The sequence below is a fragment of the Thermofilaceae archaeon genome (assembly GCA_038731975.1).
In the GTDB taxonomy this organism is placed as follows: Archaea; Thermoproteota; Thermoprotei; order Thermofilales; family Thermofilaceae; genus JANXEW01.
Genome location: JAVYQJ010000001.1, coordinates 25,779 through 40,551, shown reverse-complemented (window position 1 = coordinate 40,551; position 14,773 = coordinate 25,779). Strand labels below are relative to the sequence as shown.

Genomic DNA, 14,773 nt, shown 5'->3' with positions numbered 1-14,773 from the left:
CATCAAGTAAGGCTTTTTTAAGCCACCTTTAATGAATGTTTTGAAATTATTAGCTGGCGAGAAAAATTAGGCTACAATCCTTATTATGTACCTTTTACTTCTGTGGTTGGGAATTGCTAACAGTAGGACAACCACGGCTGCCAGTATCAGGCCTTCAAGCCCTCCAGTCAATAAGCCCAGCGCCAACGCCAGAGCCCCGATCAGGATCTTACTCTTCACGTAATACCCTAATCATACGTGTATTTTATTGGTATCATTCATGCATAGTAGTCCGAGCTTCCACACATTCTCTCGGTTTTGGCCTCTGGATGCCCATTCAACCCTCTCTCACCGTCGGGTGAGTACCAGCCTTTGGCTGCGTGACCCAATCCTCTTTTGAAAGCGCACTCTAGGAACTGCTGCATCACAGACCAGGGGGCACGCAAAGACACTTAAGGTAGTAACCTAGATATGCTTTGAAATGCCGGCAAACCTTCCTCCTCAAGCCAAGGCGGCGTGGAAGAAGGTTGAGATGGCCAGAACGAAGGAAGAGCGCCTGCAGGCACTGATCGAGTTTATGTCAACCGTTCCGCGCCATAAGGGTACGGAGAAGCTTCTGATGCAGGTTCGACGTCAGATCGCGCGCTTGAGGGAAGAGATAGAGCTCGAGAAAACTAAGCGTAAGAGCAGTGGGAGAGGACGTTCCCTTTTCGTTGAGAAGGAGGGGGATATCCAGTTGGTGCTGCTGGGGTTTCCAAACTCGGGGAAGAGCACCCTTTTCAAAGCGTTGACCGGCGTTGAAGTTCCTTGCAGTGAGATACCGTTTGAGACGGAGAAGCCTCAGCCTGGAATGATGATCTGGGATGGCGGCGTCGAGATCCAGGTAGTTGACACCCCCTCCCTCGTTCCTTCAGAGGGTTCATCGCGAAACAGCTTGCCGCTTTCGCTGGCTTACAACGCCGACGCGATAGCCTTGGTGATTGACGGTGAGCAAGACCCCCTCTCTCAGCTATCTATGCTGGAAAGCATGCTGCGCAACAGGGGAATAGCTCTCAAAGAGGAGAGGAGGAAAGTTGTGATAGAGCGTAGGGGCAGTGGGGGTGTGAGCGTCATCGGTGGCCGACTGCGCGTAAACGAGGTAGCGAACTTGCTGCGCGATTACGGAATCTACCACGCGCTGGTCTGGCTCACAGACGATGCCTCTCTCGACGATGTAGAAGCCGCTATTCTCGAGTCTACCGCGTACAAGCCGTCGGTGGTAATTGTGACGAAGCTTGATCGCAGCGCAAAAACTCTAGCCATAGTTAGGGACGCCGCGAGCTGGACGAAAGTGCTGTGCTTTGACGGTACCAACTCGGAGGAGTTGAAGGATGCGATCGGCGAGCACCTCTTCCGAAGCCTCAACCTAATTCGCGTGTACACCTCCAAGGATGGAGAGGTCAGCAAGAAACCACTGGTCCTGCGGCGGGGAGCGCGAGTGGTTGACGTAGCGGAGAGAATTCACAGTCGTTTAGTCAAAGAATTCAAATACGCCCTAGTGTGGAATGAGCGCAGGTTTAGGTTTAATCCCGTAAAAGTTGGTATAGATTTCGAATTAAATGATTTGGATACCATCGAAATCGTGGCGTAAAGCCCCCTGAACAGCAGGCGCGGAACAACTTTTAAGCCCCCAGCTCAGAACAGCGCTCATATGGCTTCACGCGATAAGGAGGCGATTCTAAGAGTTGCCGAAGCTAAACAGCGCGATGTGGGCCGGGGGATTGTGAGGATCGATAGAAGCATCATGTTAAAGTTGGGGATAGAGCCGGGTGATGCTGTAGAGATCACCGGAAAGAAAACAACTGTTGCGATAGCGTGGCCGGCCTACCCTGAGGATGAAGGGTTGGGTTACATCAGGATGGATGGGGTTACACGCCACAACGCGGGCGTATCCATCGGCGAGAGCGTGTCAGTCCGCCCTGTGCAACTGCAGCCTGCGCAGCGCATAACACTAGCACCGATGGGGATCGGCGGGCTCACCGTTTCACCCGAGTTTTCAGATTACGTTAGAGAGCGGCTTCTATACCGACCCCTTAGACGGGGAGACGTCGTAGAGATACCAGTGTTTAACACGGCTTTGCGCTTCGTGGTAGTCTCCACTCAGCCCGCCGCATCTGTGCGGATTACGCCTGAAACAGAAGTCGTTGTGAGAAGCGAACCCGTGTCGGAAGCGGAGCTTGCGATACCAAAGGTAACTTACGAAGACATCGGCGATCTTGAAGAAGTTAAGCAGAAAGTGAGGGAGATGATTGAGCTTCCCCTAAAGCATCCTGAACTCTTTTCTCACTTGGGGATAGACCCGCCCAAAGGAGTCCTCTTTTACGGCCCACCAGGCACCGGTAAAACGCTGCTGGCGAGAGCTGTCGCTAACGAGTCGGGAGCGTTTTTCATTGCCATTAACGGCCCTGAGATTATGAGCAAGTTCTACGGTGAGAGCGAGCAGAGGTTAAGAGAGATTTTTAAGCAAGCTGAAGAGAACGCGCCGGCGATCATCTTCATTGATGAGATTGACGCGATCGCGCCCAAGAGGGAGGAAGTAACGGGAGAAGTCGAGAAACGTGTGGTAGCACAGCTCCTCGCCCTAATGGATGGTTTGAAAGGCAGGGGTCACGTCATCGTAATCGGCGCTACGAACCGCCCTAACGCCGTGGACCCAGCTCTTAGGAGGCCGGGGCGCTTCGATAGGGAGATAGCGTTCCCCGTACCCGATAAGCGAGCTAGGAAAGAGATACTTCAAGTTCATACGAGGAATATGCCGTTGTCCGATGACATTAACCTTGATGAGCTAGCCGATATCACCCACGGGTTCACGGGCGCTGACCTCGCTGCACTGTGTAGAGAGGCTGCTATGAGAGCCCTTCGCAGGTTCTTACCAAAGATCGACTTGAACAAGCCCTCTATACCTCCGGAGCTCCTGAAGGAGCTTAAAGTAACGCGACTCGACTTCCTCGACGCTCTCAAGGATATTCAACCCTCAGCCTTGAGGGAGGTGTACGTCGAAATCCCAGAGGTCCGCTGGAACGATATTGGTGGACTTGAGGACGTGAAGCAGCAACTGAGGGAGGTAGTGGAGTGGCCCCTTAAGCACCCCGAGTTCTTCAAGGAGATGGGCATTGACCCTCCGAAGGGTGTGCTGCTTTACGGTCCGCCGGGTTGTGGTAAGACTCTGTTGGCGAAGGCGGTTGCGACAGAAAGTGAGGCGAACTTCATAGCGGTTAAAGGCCCGGAGATCCTCAGCAAGTGGGTTGGCGAAAGCGAGAGAGCAATCAGAGAGATATTCAGGAAAGCTCGACAGGCAGCTCCTTGCATCATCTTTTTCGACGAGATAGACTCCATAGTCCCACGACGCGGGTACAGGTTTGATTCAGGAGTCACGGATAGGATCGTGAACCAGTTGCTGACGGAAATGGACGGGTTAGAGAAACTGGAGGGGGTCGTAGTGATCGGGGCGACGAATAGGCCCGACATTATTGATCCGGCTTTGTTGAGGCCCGGCCGGTTTGACCGGATCATCTACGTGCCTCCGCCCGACCGGGCTGCAAGGCTTGAAATCCTCAAAGTGCACACGAGGCGAATGCCGCTAGCCGAAGACGTAGACCTCGAGAAAATCGCGGACGCGACGGAGGGATACACAGGTGCCGACCTGGCCGCTCTGTGCAAAGAGGCTGCAATCATCGCTCTTAGAGAGGCGGGAAAGCCCACTAAGGTTACAATGAAACACTTCCTGAAGTCGATGGAAGCTGTCAAACCTAGCATAACCAAAGAAGACATCGAACGTTACAAAAGAATAGCTGAAGAATTTAAGCGCATCTTGGCCTAAGATGTTTCACGTTCAGCTTCACGGAGCTGAGCACTAGAAGTTTAGGCGGGAGTTGAGCGTACACATGTTAGCGCACGAAGCCAGTAGCAGTTTTAAATCCTCCTGAATGGTCAAATGGCTTGAGAGGATCTTGCCTCGTTTTGCTGGGTTACAGCTGAGAAGTGCGTGGGGCTTGAGCAGCGAAGTTGAGGTAGCATCTACTCTCATGGTGAGAGACGCGGTTGCCAACGGGGCGTCTATAGTCTTCACACCTACCGTCTCCATCGTGGATCCACTTTATAGCTCGTCAAATGCCTATACCAGGTTTAAGCTCTTATCCGTGGACTCGGGGGGCGCGTTCGCATTAACGCGTCCCTTAAGCTCGCAAGTTGAGGAGATTCAAGCCCTTCTGAACGCGGTACCCACCGAAGCGAGGAGGGTTCTATCAATAGCGGTTAGGAGCCTCAAGGAGGCTGAGGAGCTCATCGAGAGAGTAGGCAGGGGGGTGGATGCGGTAGAGCTCGACGTGAACCTGTCCTGCCTACTTGCTGGAAAGGATCTAGCATACATAATTGAGCTCGCTAAGGAGCTTAGCGCACTATTGAAGACTCCTTTAACGCTCAAGATAAATGCTGCGAGCACAAGCCTCGTGAGCTTGAGTAAGATGGTCATAGATTCTGGGGCATCAGCGCTGGTTCTCACGCCCAACCTGGTGTACAAACTCGGCCAGCACTTCTTTAGGTTACACTCCCCACATGTTTCCACAACGCTGCTCTTAGGCGTCGCTGAGGAGCTGACGTCACTAGACGTAAGCTTAGCTTGCGTAACTCAGGTTGAACAGAACATCCTATCTTCGATCGTGCCCATACGGCTGTACGACGTAACCTACATGCTCTCATGGCTATCCTACACAGGACCCTCACGTAGCAGCGGTATACCCTTGTCATGGAGATCGATTAGCAGGAAGCTAAAGGTGTATGCTCGTGAGGGAGCTCGTTTCTGCCCATACGGGCTCATACGTGAGGAAGGCTTCGTCTCCGGTTGCAATTACTGCGGTGTATGCCTAGAGCTAAACCCAGCTAACGTTGAACTGGCAGCCTCGATAGCGCCGCAGTAGTCCGTACTAAGAGACGGGCCCTTGCTCGTGCTACAATGGATTGGGTTTTTAGGCCGGCACTTATCGAGATGTTGTGGTGGACTTTTCAACGCACCTTTCAAGAGTGAGGGAGCTGTTAGCCGAGAAGGGGTTGAACACTCTCATAGTGATGGGTTCATCTAACATCCAGTACCTGATAGGGAGCGATGCTCCTTCGGCAGCCATAGTCAATTTCGACGATATTGTTACGCTTTCTTCAAGGCTGGAGTTCACAAGAACTTTAGATGAGGCCAAGCTTGGTAAACACTTCACGTATCTTAAGGAGGGAGAAGTAGCTGAGTACGAGAACGCGATTCTGGGGGGGTTTTACGACGCTCTTAAGAAGCTGCTCGAAGGCGCTGGAAAGGGGAGATGGGGGTATGCAGGCCTTTCACAGGAGGCCCGTAGAAGGCTGGAGGAAGAACTCGGTTCTGCCGGCGTCGACCTGACAAAGGATTTCTTGACCCTTCGGAGGAGGAAAGATCCCTCCGAAGTGGAGGCTCTCCGAAGCGCTGCCAGAGTTGCGGAACGGGCTTTAGCAAAAGCGATCACAATGTTAGAAACGGGCATTACTGAAGCTGAGGTGGCAGCAGAGATCACGAGTTGCATCATGAGATGCGGGTGTGAGCCATCTTTCCCGCCGATAGTAGCCTTTGGCGAACACTCCGCTCATCCTCACGCTAAACCTTCGCTCCGGAAGTTGAGGCGCGGCGATCCTGTAAAGATAGATCTGGGGGCTAGAGTTGATGGTTACTGTTCCGATCTTACCAGAACTCTTACCTACGGCGGATGCGATGGTAAGTTCCAGGGCAAGTTCTGGGCAGTGCTTAAGGCGCAAGAGCGCGCAATCGAGGTTATAAAGCCCGGGGTTCAGGCGCGCGAGGTTCATATGACGGCTGTCGAAACGCTAAGGCGCGAGAAGCTCTTGATGTACTTTAACCACGGCTTAGGTCATGGCTTAGGTTTAGATATTCACGAGGAACCCTACCTAAATGCTGAAGCAACTACATCCCTTCTCCCCGGCGACGTGGTTACCGTAGAGCCCGGCATCTACGTCTATGGAGCCTTCGGCATTCGAGTCGAGGACATTGTGCTCGTGACCGAGCAAGGCCCTGAAGTTTTAACCTCTTTCCCCAAGTTCCTGACGTTGTGATGAAAGTGAACCCTTACAAGCGGGGTTTCAGGTGTCTTGGCATTGCAGAGAGCTTCCTGCGAACGCACCCCAAATCTGCGTTAGCGGGCGTCGTTATGAGGAGGGATTACATCATAGACGGCGCCGCTCTAGCGGAGGTCACTGTTGGCGGTCTCGACGCGACAGATGGAGTCCTGTCGATCATCGAAACTTTAGGCCGAAAAGATGTTAACTGTATAATGATAAACGGATGCATAATATCGTGGTTTAACATCATAGATCTGGAGCGCGTATACAGGGAGACCCAGATTCCGCTGCTGAGCCTAACTTACGAAGAATCTCCTGGGATAGAGCATTACATAGTGAAATACTTTGGAAACGATATTAAACGCTTGGAAATGTACCATAGGTTAGGTCCCCGAGAGCCAATTTTAATCAGGAGGACTGGTGCTAGAGTTTTCGTAAGGTTCTACGGTTTGAACAAGCGTGAAGCCGAAGTCGTGATCAATTCGTTCACGTTGCACGGCAGCGTACCCGAGCCACTAAGAGTGGCTAGCTTGTTCGCGCGAGCCTACATGAAGCGTCTCGCCTCAGAACAGCAATATATTGGAGCACATTAATCCCCAGCCGTGCTAAGGCTACCTAAAACGATAGAGTGGGTAGATGGTCGGGTCAGGCTGATTAATCAGCTGAAGCTCCCCCATGAGCTCGAGTACATCGAAACTGATGACTGGCGCCGCGTAGCTGATGCTATCAGGAGGATGGAGATTAGGGGGGCGCCTGCCATAGGCGTCGCAGCAGCCTTCGCGATGGCGTTGGCAGCCACGAAATCTCGGGCGGTAATGATGGAAGAATTCCTTACAGAAATGGAAGTTTGCGCTAACGAGCTAAGGAGGACTAGGCCTACGGCAGTTAACCTCTTCTGGGCGATCGAGCGAGTTCTTAAGAGCATACGAGAGGCGGCAACAGTTGAGGAGGCTAAGGAGAGAGCCGTAGCTACAGCGCTCGAAATCCAAAGAATGGACGAAGAAGCCAATAGGAAGATAGGTGAATACGGTGAGCGGTTGATCTCGGATGGCGACACAGTGATGACGATATGCAACGCCGGATCGCTAGCCACTAGTTACTACGGAACAGCAACTGCACCATTGTACGTGGCCCACGAAAAGGGGAAGAGGTTCAGGGTGATAGCCCTCGAAACTAGACCGTACCTCCAGGGGGCACGTTTAACGGCGTGGGAGCTGAAGACGGCGGGAATTGAGGTTAAGATAGCCACCGACAATGCAATCGGGATCATCATGCAGAGGGAACGAGTCGACCTGGTGCTTGTAGGCGCGGATAGGATCACCAGAAGGGGGTATGTCGCGAACAAGGTCGGTACTTACCCTCTGGCTTTAATGGCTAGGGAGCACGGAGTACCCTTCTACGTAGCAGCACCAACCAGCACCTTCGACCTAACCATAGAGAGGGGAGATGAAATACCGATTGAGATCCGACCAAGTGACGAAGTTACGGTCATTTTTGGGCGAAGGATCGCACCGCCAGGCGTAGAGGCACTATACTATGCTTTCGACGTAACACCTCCAAAGCTGATTACAGGGATAATAACTGAAAGGGGGATCATCTACCCGCCTTACGAGAAAAGCATACAGAGCCTCTTTAACAGCCGATAAAATATAGCGGTCCTCCGCCGCGATCTCCTCACTCCATCAGGCGGGGGCAGGTCTTTCTTGTCATCCCGCTTGTTTGTCACGCTAAACTTCAAGATTTTTAGCTTTTCGCCGCTTGCACGATATTCCTCTTACCGTAAGCGACGCCCGCAGTAAGGGCATATGGTGTGAATGTCGCCAAAGGGAAGAGTTCTACCGCAGAACGGACACTTCTTCTGAACAGGTACGGCTATGGTAGGTGCCTTCCTTTCTGCTCTCTCTGGGCTGGGCTTTACAGCTCGAGTAGGAGCCTCAGGTACTACGACTTCTTTAGCTTGCTCACTTTTTCTACCTTTAGCTAGCATGAGGGCTTCTTCACCCTCAACTCGCGTAACATGAGAGAGCTCGTGAACAACCATTACGAGAGTCGCTGCCAAAACACGTTTAAGCGCTACTAAAGCGATAGCAATCGACACCACGCTAGTGAGCGCCACTAACAACAGGCTAATCGCTAACGCCTCGTGAATGCTGGGATTGAACAGTAGCAACACTATCGCCAATAAAACTGTGGGTACGGGGGATACCCCAAGCAGTATTACCAAGTAACGATTCAGGACTTTCTGGCTTACTTTTTCGAATCTCTCCATGTATTCTCTCATCATGACACCCTTAAACCCTCAGAGCTTGGGCCCTTCTTCACCGTTCAGCAAGATAATTTTACATGGCATTTTATTCTTTTCTTGTCTTTATCTTGGTAGCACTCGGCTACAGATTACTCTATGATTCTTTCTTTTGCGCAACTGCTACTTTCTCTATCTTAACCTTACCGTCCTCGTTTACCACAGCCTCGAAGTAGGGGCTGAGCCCTATGTAGTCTAACTCTCCCCCTCGTACGCGCACCTTAGTGCTCCTGACCTCGGCTCCAAGCAACTCAACAAGTTCCTCGAGAACGTGGTAAGCCTCCCGGGCTCTGCTCCGCGCCCAGAGTGCCTCATCCTGAGCTTGGATGATCTCCATCCGAACTTGCTGAAGCAGTTTCTTGAGCTCGGCGTTAACGTCATCTCGTTGCAGTAAGGATTCGAGTATGCCTAGTGCGTTCCTTAGATGCAAAGTCGACATGAGTTGCCCCCACCATTCTTTCTTATGCGTACCTTATTGCCTGGTCGCGTCGTTGCGTAGGGTATCGGTAACGTGATACTTCTGCAATATGTGCTTAAGAAGATTGAACCCTACGTCGAGCGCCAACCCAGTGCGTGCCTTAGCGTCGTAAGGAAATCGCTTACGCAGCTGCTCATCGCTTCCTTCCAAATATTACGAATGGTTCCCCCTTTTGCCATACCAGCCAGCTTCTCAACTCGGAAAAGCAGAGGCGGGTGTGGGTCCCACCTAAGCCACGCCGCCAATCGGCCGCTCCACTGGCCTTCCACGTACAGGTGCCTCAACCCTATCTTGCGCAGCGCTGATGCCAGCTTGTCGGGCTTCCCTGTGAAAACTGCTGAATCTATGTCGGCTCTCGCTTCAACGAACTTCGCTATGAAGAATAGCAACGTTAATGAGAACCACAAGTAGAGAAGGCCAAGAGGGGTCGCAAAGATCGGCCAGTATCGCAGTGCTAAGTACACCCGGCTGAGGTACTCTGCGCTGCTCAAAACGAAAAACGTCAGAACGTCGTGGCGCTTAAGATGACTCAATTCGTGACCCACTACCGCTTCCACCTCATCTTCGTCCAACCTCGAGAGAAGCCCTGTGGTGACCAAGATTGAGGAGAGCGAGGCTCCTACCCCCGATGCTGCCGCGTTGGGTACAACGATGTTGGAGAGGTAGATCTTCGGTAGCTTTCTCATACCGAAGTTTTTCGCCACTCTTTCAACCAGCCCGTACAAATCGATTTTCCTCACTTCAACTTCGTACATGTCCGGGCTTAGGCCGTACTCTACTAAGATGCTCTTGACTTGCTGCTCATCTATTTCAACGCCGTGCTCTATGCTCGATGAGTATAAGCGCCTCTTGATCTCGAAACGCTTCGGCATGATCACCTTCTGCAGAACTTCCTGGTACCTCCCCAAGGGCATCCGCAATCCCACAAGGTACACATTTCTATGCGCGCTATCGATTGCCCAGTCACCCATTACGAAAGGGACTAATTTGTACGAAAGCAGCATGATGGGGAGCTGCATTAGTATCAGGACTATAGGTGCGTAATCCCTTACTAACGCAAAAACTGCGTACGACAGCACCATCGATATAGCAAAGATAAAAACCAAATTGCTCAGGAAAAGAGTTTGCAACGCCCTATGCATCCTTGACTCCGTTCTAGGAGGAACAAGCTGTCGCCCAGGGACGAAGACAAAGTAGGCCATTCCGTAGCCTCCCGTCTCAGCAAAAAATCTTACAGCACTCTCGATCAATGAGGAGACGCGTTCAACGAGGGCTGAGCCGACACCAGCCCTCAACGGCGAAATCCGATACTTTACGCCGTAGTCAGAGTAGAGGATTAGCACCTCTAAAAGGGGGCCACTATCATCATCTATGTAGAACAGAACGCCGGGTGAGCCCATATAGCTAACAGTGAGTGCCCCACCCAGATATTTTCCGTAACTCTCCCTCATAACTTCTACCAGAAAGTTCTCGAACCTTTTCGCAGTCTCTACATCAACTTTTATAAATGGTAACTCCTTTTCTAACACTGGCCGCGACATCTTGCCTTCCTCATCGCGTTTACCAGTCTTAAAAATGCTGTGGTTTGATTTCTTCAGTTGAAGATTCAATAAAAAATTTATCAGCATGAATTTATAGTTAAGAATATGTTTATAAATAAAATTATTTTATTAAGGTTTACTCCTCCACAGAGAGTTCCTCAACCGTAGAAGATCTCATCCTCTTTAGGATGCCGAAACCGATCGTTCCTCCTCCGGCTGCGACCCCCATCAACGCTGCTTCAAGGGTTGTTACTGGAATGCCTCCAAAGAAGGGCAGTTCAAACAGCACGTTAACTCGCAGCTTCCTGACACCGCTGCTACTTATCTGCTCCACGCTCGTGGAGGAGATCCTCTTGTAGTTTGCTTGAACGACGAATTGCCCACCGGGTATCTGTAGGACTGGGGTTGCTCCGTTTTCACCGGTGACTGCTCTAGCGATTAGGGTATCGCCGTTTTTAACGACGATTTCTGCCCCTCCCAGGGCTTTATCCCAGGCATCCACTACGAGCCAAGACACTCTGAAAACGTTGCACTTCACAGTGATCGCGCTGCCCGCGATCGTGCCTAAGTACAGGTTAGCAACTGGAATCCCCTTGAAGTTGACGCTAACCGTGTAAGCTCCCGGTCTGAATAATTTGAGGGTCGCTGTTCCAGAATCGTCGCTCACTGCTGTAGCATTCACTGGGCCTGAAATAGCAACCGTAGCACCTATTACGGCCTCGCCTCCATCATCAATTAGCTTAAATGTTATGGGCTTCCAATCTATCTTGAAGAAGTAAGTGCCAGTCTCAATCGAGTTGAACGCCTTGACCTGAATGTAGGCCTCGTTGAGGAAGACTCGCACATCCCGGTACTCGTTCCCCCAAGGTAGTAACCCTTCCTGAGTGCTCCCCAGCTCAGCTCCTGAGGGGGTCCTGATTCCAACGATGTTCCCGTAGCTGGGGACTTGAACGACGAGGTATGCTGCCATGGCGTCCTTAATGTCGCTATCTCTTACGGTTATGGAGACCCCGTTCGCCTGCCACTCCCCGGCCTCTCTAATGAAGATCGTCGTGTACATTATGTTGACGGCAGACCTCATGTTGTTCCTTACCTCGAACCAGCTCCCGTAGACTATGTATGCCCTGATGTACACGCGCAGGTTAATGTTCGGTATCAGGTAGGAGGCGGCTCTAATTGTCACGATTTCATCTCTGTAGTACGCGAAATCGACCAGTTCACCGACAACATCAACGCCGCCGGACCCTCTACCCGTCAACGGGGCTATACTGTACACTATGACAACAGCACCTATCCCCCTCCAGTTCCTCATCTGGCCTATGCCGAAGCGTTTCGAGGAACCGGGTGCTATCACATCTTCTTTGAAGGGTGGTTCAACAACGATGAAGGCTGAAGGCAATACATAGCTCTCGTCCCGCTTAACAGTCACCGCGTAATCTCCGAGCTCCAGGTACTTGAAATTCAGCTCCACGTGCTTGTAATCGACCCTAAGAGCATCAGGTGCCGGCTCATTGTTTAACAGCGTTTCACCGCTAGGTGCTTTCACATCGCTAACAGCAAAGGGGGCGTGATTCTCGATTGTGAACCGGACAACTAGCTCGTTCTTAGTGAAGGGGGGTGGAGGTTCTTCCACCCTGAGTGTAATGTCACCCTCCTTCAGCTCCACCCAAGTTGTCTTAACGTAACTCACCGTTACTCTAATCTCACTGCTCAAGTTACCTTCGGAAGCGGCCAGTTTGATAGAGCCTGAAAACGATATTAGCGCTGTGACGCTCTCGTCGCGCACCTCTGATCTATCGAACTTCACGGGTATGACCCCCTTCGGCATGCCGTCTGGGAACTCCACACGAATGTATGCCAAATCGTATCCAGGAGGTGGTGGAGGCGCAGAAATCTCAACGAGTTGATTACTTTCTAGTAGGATCGAAGTCGTGTAACCCGTTGACAGTACGTAGTCAACTCGTGCGTAGTAGACAAAGCGGTCCGCTTGAGAAGCCACGCTCTGCGCAACAGCTAGAGCGGCTAACGCCCACACGAGCATTGTCACCCAAATCTTCTGAAGCTTCACGAGGTGAACAGGGGCCTAACCCCCCTTTAGCAAGTACACTTAGTCAAACCTGCTACTCCTTGCGTATTACACTCATCTTACGGCGTTCGAGTGCTCCGCAACGAACGTTTAATAAGGCATGAGAGAGGGTATGCCGGATACCGATGAAGTACAGGCTAATGGATCTGCTAGCATGCCCTTACGATAAAACTTTCCCATTAGAGCTTCACGTTTTCGAGATTAGAAAGTATGAAGAGAGGAGCGTAAGCTTCAAGAAAAAGCCGGCATGCGAGCTTTACTGCGCATTCAGGGGTAAGAAAGTCGAAGAGTTGCAGGGCGATCCAGGCTGCGATCAGTGCATAAAGTACGAGGTGGCTGAGGGGGTGCTACGCTGCTCGACGTGCAGCAGGTGGTACCCCATAATAGATGAGATCCCCATACTTCTGCCCGATGAAATGCGCGACAAGCATGATGATCTAGAGTTCCTAGCAAAGTACAAGGACAGGCTTCCTAGGGAGATCGTGGAAGGGGGAAAACCCTGGAGCCTCTCCGCTCAATCGTGAGTGTAGATGAAGAGGTAGCGGTTGGCATCCTCTAAAATAACGAAACCGAATCGGTAAAACTGTGCTCTATCAAAAGCTTTAAGCTCGCTAGCGCCTGGCTCGAGAACACCAATCACTTCCGTTATTAAATCACCCTTAGCTACAAGGACTTTCGCGGGAATCGAGCCTTCCACGGGCGCCCACTGGATCACTTGCAGCCCTTTAGCCCTCGCGTAGTCGACATCCAAGTTGATGACCTCCGCCCTGTTCCCCCCCAGCATACGGATGTTTGCCAGACCTAGCAACCTAACCTCTGATCCTTCAGGGAGCACCTCCAGATCGCTCCTCGCAATGTAGACCCTTGCTACCCCTGACTCGGCGGAAACCCTAATCTCTCGACTTCCTCTCTCTGGGAACGAAGGGTGTCTCGGCACCCTACCTACGAGCTCACAACACGTCCGCAACTCAATGGGGACGGGGTCGGGAACGAACATGTACCTGTTCGCAATTTTTTCCAGATACTTTCTATTAATGGCGTATAAGTTTTCTAAGCTTATACGAGCTGTGGAAGGCTTGATACCTACATGTAAGATTAATTCATAAATTGCCTCTGAGAGCAAACCACGTCTCCTTAAAGCGCGCAGCGTGGCTAGCCGGGGATCGTCGAATCCGAGGTAGAACCCCTTTCGAATCCCCTCGCGTATCTTCGATTTGCTCAGTATCGCTCCCTCTATGCCCATCCTCCCGAAGTGGACCGCTACTGGGTATTTCCAGCCGAAGTAGTCAAAGATGTACTTCTGCTTGAGCGTGTTAACCTCGTGCTCCGCCCCTCTGAGTATGTGCGTTACGCCCATTAGATGATCATCTATGGCGCACGCAAAGTTGTAAGTTGGCCACACAACGTACTTGCTGCCCGTGAGCGGGTGGGGGTGCTTCTCCGTATCGATGATCCTGAAAGCCACCCAATCTCTGACTGATGGGTTTGGATGCGTGATATCCGTCTTGATCCTTAGTACGGCCTCGCCTTCGCGGAAGCCTCCGGCTAGCATGTGATCCCAGAGATCGAGCTGATGCTCTACTGCTCTCGCCGCGCAGGCGCACCTATACCCCTTCATTCTGCTCTCACTCATGACCTCGCGGGAACACGTGCATACATAGGCGCCCCCAATCATGATCAGGCGCCTAGCGTACTCGTAGTAGATGTCCATTCGCAGCGATTGAATGTATTCCTCGTCCCACGTCAACCCCAACCAGCGGAGATCCTCCCTGATCAAATCGTAGGCTTCACGCATGGGCGCCTTAGTCTTGGGATCGGTATCCTCGAACCTCAGTATGAAACGGCCCTTGTACATCCTCGCGTACTCATAACTGAGTATCGCTGGCCTAGCGCTACCCAGGTGGAGCACGAAGTCTGGATTGGGGGCGAACCTCGTCACAACTTTGCCCTCAACCGCTTCAGGTAGCGGCGGAAGCCCGCGCCGCTCCGCTGTAACTTTAGCGGAAAACTCCTCCACCGGAGCCATTGACTCGAGAAGCCTCTTCTGATCCTCGAGGCTCAACGAGTTAACCTCTTGAACTATTTCCTCAACGATCTTCAGCAACTCCCTAGCGCGAGGCCGAAGCTCAGGCTTTGCTCCTAGCAGCTTGGACATCACAGGCTGCGGGAGAGCTCGCCCGCCGTGCTTAACAGCGTTCTCGAGGGCATAGAGCCGCGCTAAGCGGCGGATCTCATTCGTCTCCATGTGACCCAAG

The 14,773-nt window shown here is 51.9% G+C and carries 13 protein-coding genes; 7 read left to right on the top strand and 6 right to left on the bottom strand.

Annotated features, from left to right (window positions below):
* Positions 1-66: 66 nt before the first annotated feature.
* Entirely contained in the window at positions 67-219 is a 153-nt protein-coding gene (locus QXF46_00205) for a hypothetical protein (GenBank protein MEM0225291.1), read from the bottom strand.
* A 241-nt stretch (positions 220-460) separates the two neighbouring features.
* Between QXF46_00205 and QXF46_00200 the strand changes: the two genes are divergently transcribed.
* The 6 genes from QXF46_00200 (at position 461) to mtnA (ending at position 7,757) form a co-directional block, all read left to right on the top strand.
* Positions 461-1,609 (top strand): TGS domain-containing protein, encoded by a 1,149-nt coding sequence (locus QXF46_00200; protein MEM0225290.1) that lies wholly within the window; start codon positions 461-463, stop codon positions 1,607-1,609.
* A gap of 60 nt (positions 1,610-1,669) precedes the next feature.
* Positions 1,670-3,838 carry a CDC48 family AAA ATPase gene (locus QXF46_00195; protein ID MEM0225289.1) on the top strand — a complete coding sequence of 723 codons (2,169 nt, stop codon included), beginning with the start codon at positions 1,670-1,672 and terminating at the stop codon, positions 3,836-3,838.
* Positions 3,839-4,010: 172 nt separating this feature from the next.
* The gene (locus tag QXF46_00190) at positions 4,011-4,934 is read left to right on the top strand and encodes a hypothetical protein (protein ID MEM0225288.1); all 924 of its coding nucleotides are present in this window, start codon (positions 4,011-4,013) and stop codon (positions 4,932-4,934) included.
* 76 nt (positions 4,935-5,010) lie between these two features.
* Positions 5,011-6,105, top strand: a complete 1,095-nt coding sequence (locus QXF46_00185) for a Xaa-Pro peptidase family protein (GenBank protein MEM0225287.1) — start codon at positions 5,011-5,013, stop codon at positions 6,103-6,105.
* A complete protein-coding gene (locus QXF46_00180) occupies positions 6,105-6,704 on the top strand; it encodes a DUF99 family protein (protein MEM0225286.1) in 600 nt (199 codons plus the stop codon). The genes QXF46_00185 and QXF46_00180 overlap by 1 nt, the downstream gene beginning before the upstream one ends.
* A gap of 9 nt (positions 6,705-6,713) precedes the next feature.
* Entirely contained in the window at positions 6,714-7,757 is a 1,044-nt protein-coding gene (gene mtnA / locus QXF46_00175; GenBank protein ID MEM0225285.1) for an S-methyl-5-thioribose-1-phosphate isomerase, read from the top strand.
* A gap of 128 nt (positions 7,758-7,885) precedes the next feature.
* Here mtnA and QXF46_00170 read toward each other — a convergent pair whose 3' ends face one another.
* The 4 genes from QXF46_00170 to QXF46_00155 form a co-directional block, all read right to left on the bottom strand.
* Positions 7,886-8,380 carry a hypothetical protein gene (locus QXF46_00170; protein MEM0225284.1) on the bottom strand — a complete coding sequence of 165 codons (495 nt, stop codon included), beginning with the start codon at positions 8,378-8,380 and terminating at the stop codon, positions 7,886-7,888.
* Between the two features lie 130 nt (positions 8,381-8,510).
* Positions 8,511-8,852: a hypothetical protein gene (locus QXF46_00165; GenBank protein MEM0225283.1), complete on the bottom strand. Its 342-nt coding sequence runs from the start codon at positions 8,850-8,852 to the stop codon at positions 8,511-8,513.
* A 110-nt stretch (positions 8,853-8,962) separates the two neighbouring features.
* Positions 8,963-10,291, bottom strand: coding sequence for a M48 family metalloprotease (locus QXF46_00160; protein ID MEM0225282.1), 1,329 nt, complete (start codon positions 10,289-10,291; stop codon positions 8,963-8,965).
* Positions 10,292-10,568: 277 nt separating this feature from the next.
* Positions 10,569-12,473 (bottom strand): carboxypeptidase-like regulatory domain-containing protein, encoded by a 1,905-nt coding sequence (locus QXF46_00155; GenBank protein ID MEM0225281.1) that lies wholly within the window; start codon positions 12,471-12,473, stop codon positions 10,569-10,571.
* Between the two features lie 170 nt (positions 12,474-12,643).
* On the opposite strand from QXF46_00155, the gene QXF46_00150 reads away from it, so the two are divergent.
* Entirely contained in the window at positions 12,644-13,042 is a 399-nt protein-coding gene (locus QXF46_00150; protein MEM0225280.1) for a Trm112 family protein, read from the top strand.
* Here QXF46_00150 and QXF46_00145 read toward each other — a convergent pair.
* Positions 13,033-14,763 carry a glutamate--tRNA ligase gene (locus QXF46_00145; GenBank protein ID MEM0225279.1) on the bottom strand — a complete coding sequence of 577 codons (1,731 nt, stop codon included), beginning with the start codon at positions 14,761-14,763 and terminating at the stop codon, positions 13,033-13,035. The two genes, QXF46_00150 and QXF46_00145, sit on opposite strands and share 10 nt — an antisense overlap.
* Between the last annotated feature and the right edge of the window lie 10 nt (positions 14,764-14,773).

Excerpts from the sequence above, each read along its gene's own strand:
- QXF46_00160 (MEM0225282.1), bottom strand. The coding sequence starts at position 10,291 with ATGGGCTCACCCGGCGTTCTGTTCTACATAGATGATGATAGTGGCCCC.
- QXF46_00170 (MEM0225284.1), bottom strand. The coding sequence starts at position 8,380 with ATGGAGAGATTCGAAAAAGTAAGCCAGAAAGTCCTGAATCGTTACTTG.
- QXF46_00165 (MEM0225283.1), bottom strand. The coding sequence starts at position 8,852 with ATGTCGACTTTGCATCTAAGGAACGCACTAGGCATACTCGAATCCTTA.
- QXF46_00200 (MEM0225290.1), top strand. The coding sequence starts at position 461 with ATGCCGGCAAACCTTCCTCCTCAAGCCAAGGCGGCGTGGAAGAAGGTT.
- QXF46_00195 (MEM0225289.1), top strand. The coding sequence starts at position 1,670 with ATGGCTTCACGCGATAAGGAGGCGATTCTAAGAGTTGCCGAAGCTAAA.
- QXF46_00150 (MEM0225280.1), top strand. The coding sequence starts at position 12,644 with ATGAAGTACAGGCTAATGGATCTGCTAGCATGCCCTTACGATAAAACT.
- QXF46_00180 (MEM0225286.1), top strand. The coding sequence starts at position 6,105 with ATGAAAGTGAACCCTTACAAGCGGGGTTTCAGGTGTCTTGGCATTGCA.
- QXF46_00145 (MEM0225279.1), bottom strand. The coding sequence starts at position 14,763 with ATGGAGACGAATGAGATCCGCCGCTTAGCGCGGCTCTATGCCCTCGAG.
- QXF46_00155 (MEM0225281.1), bottom strand. The coding sequence starts at position 12,473 with ATGCTCGTGTGGGCGTTAGCCGCTCTAGCTGTTGCGCAGAGCGTGGCT.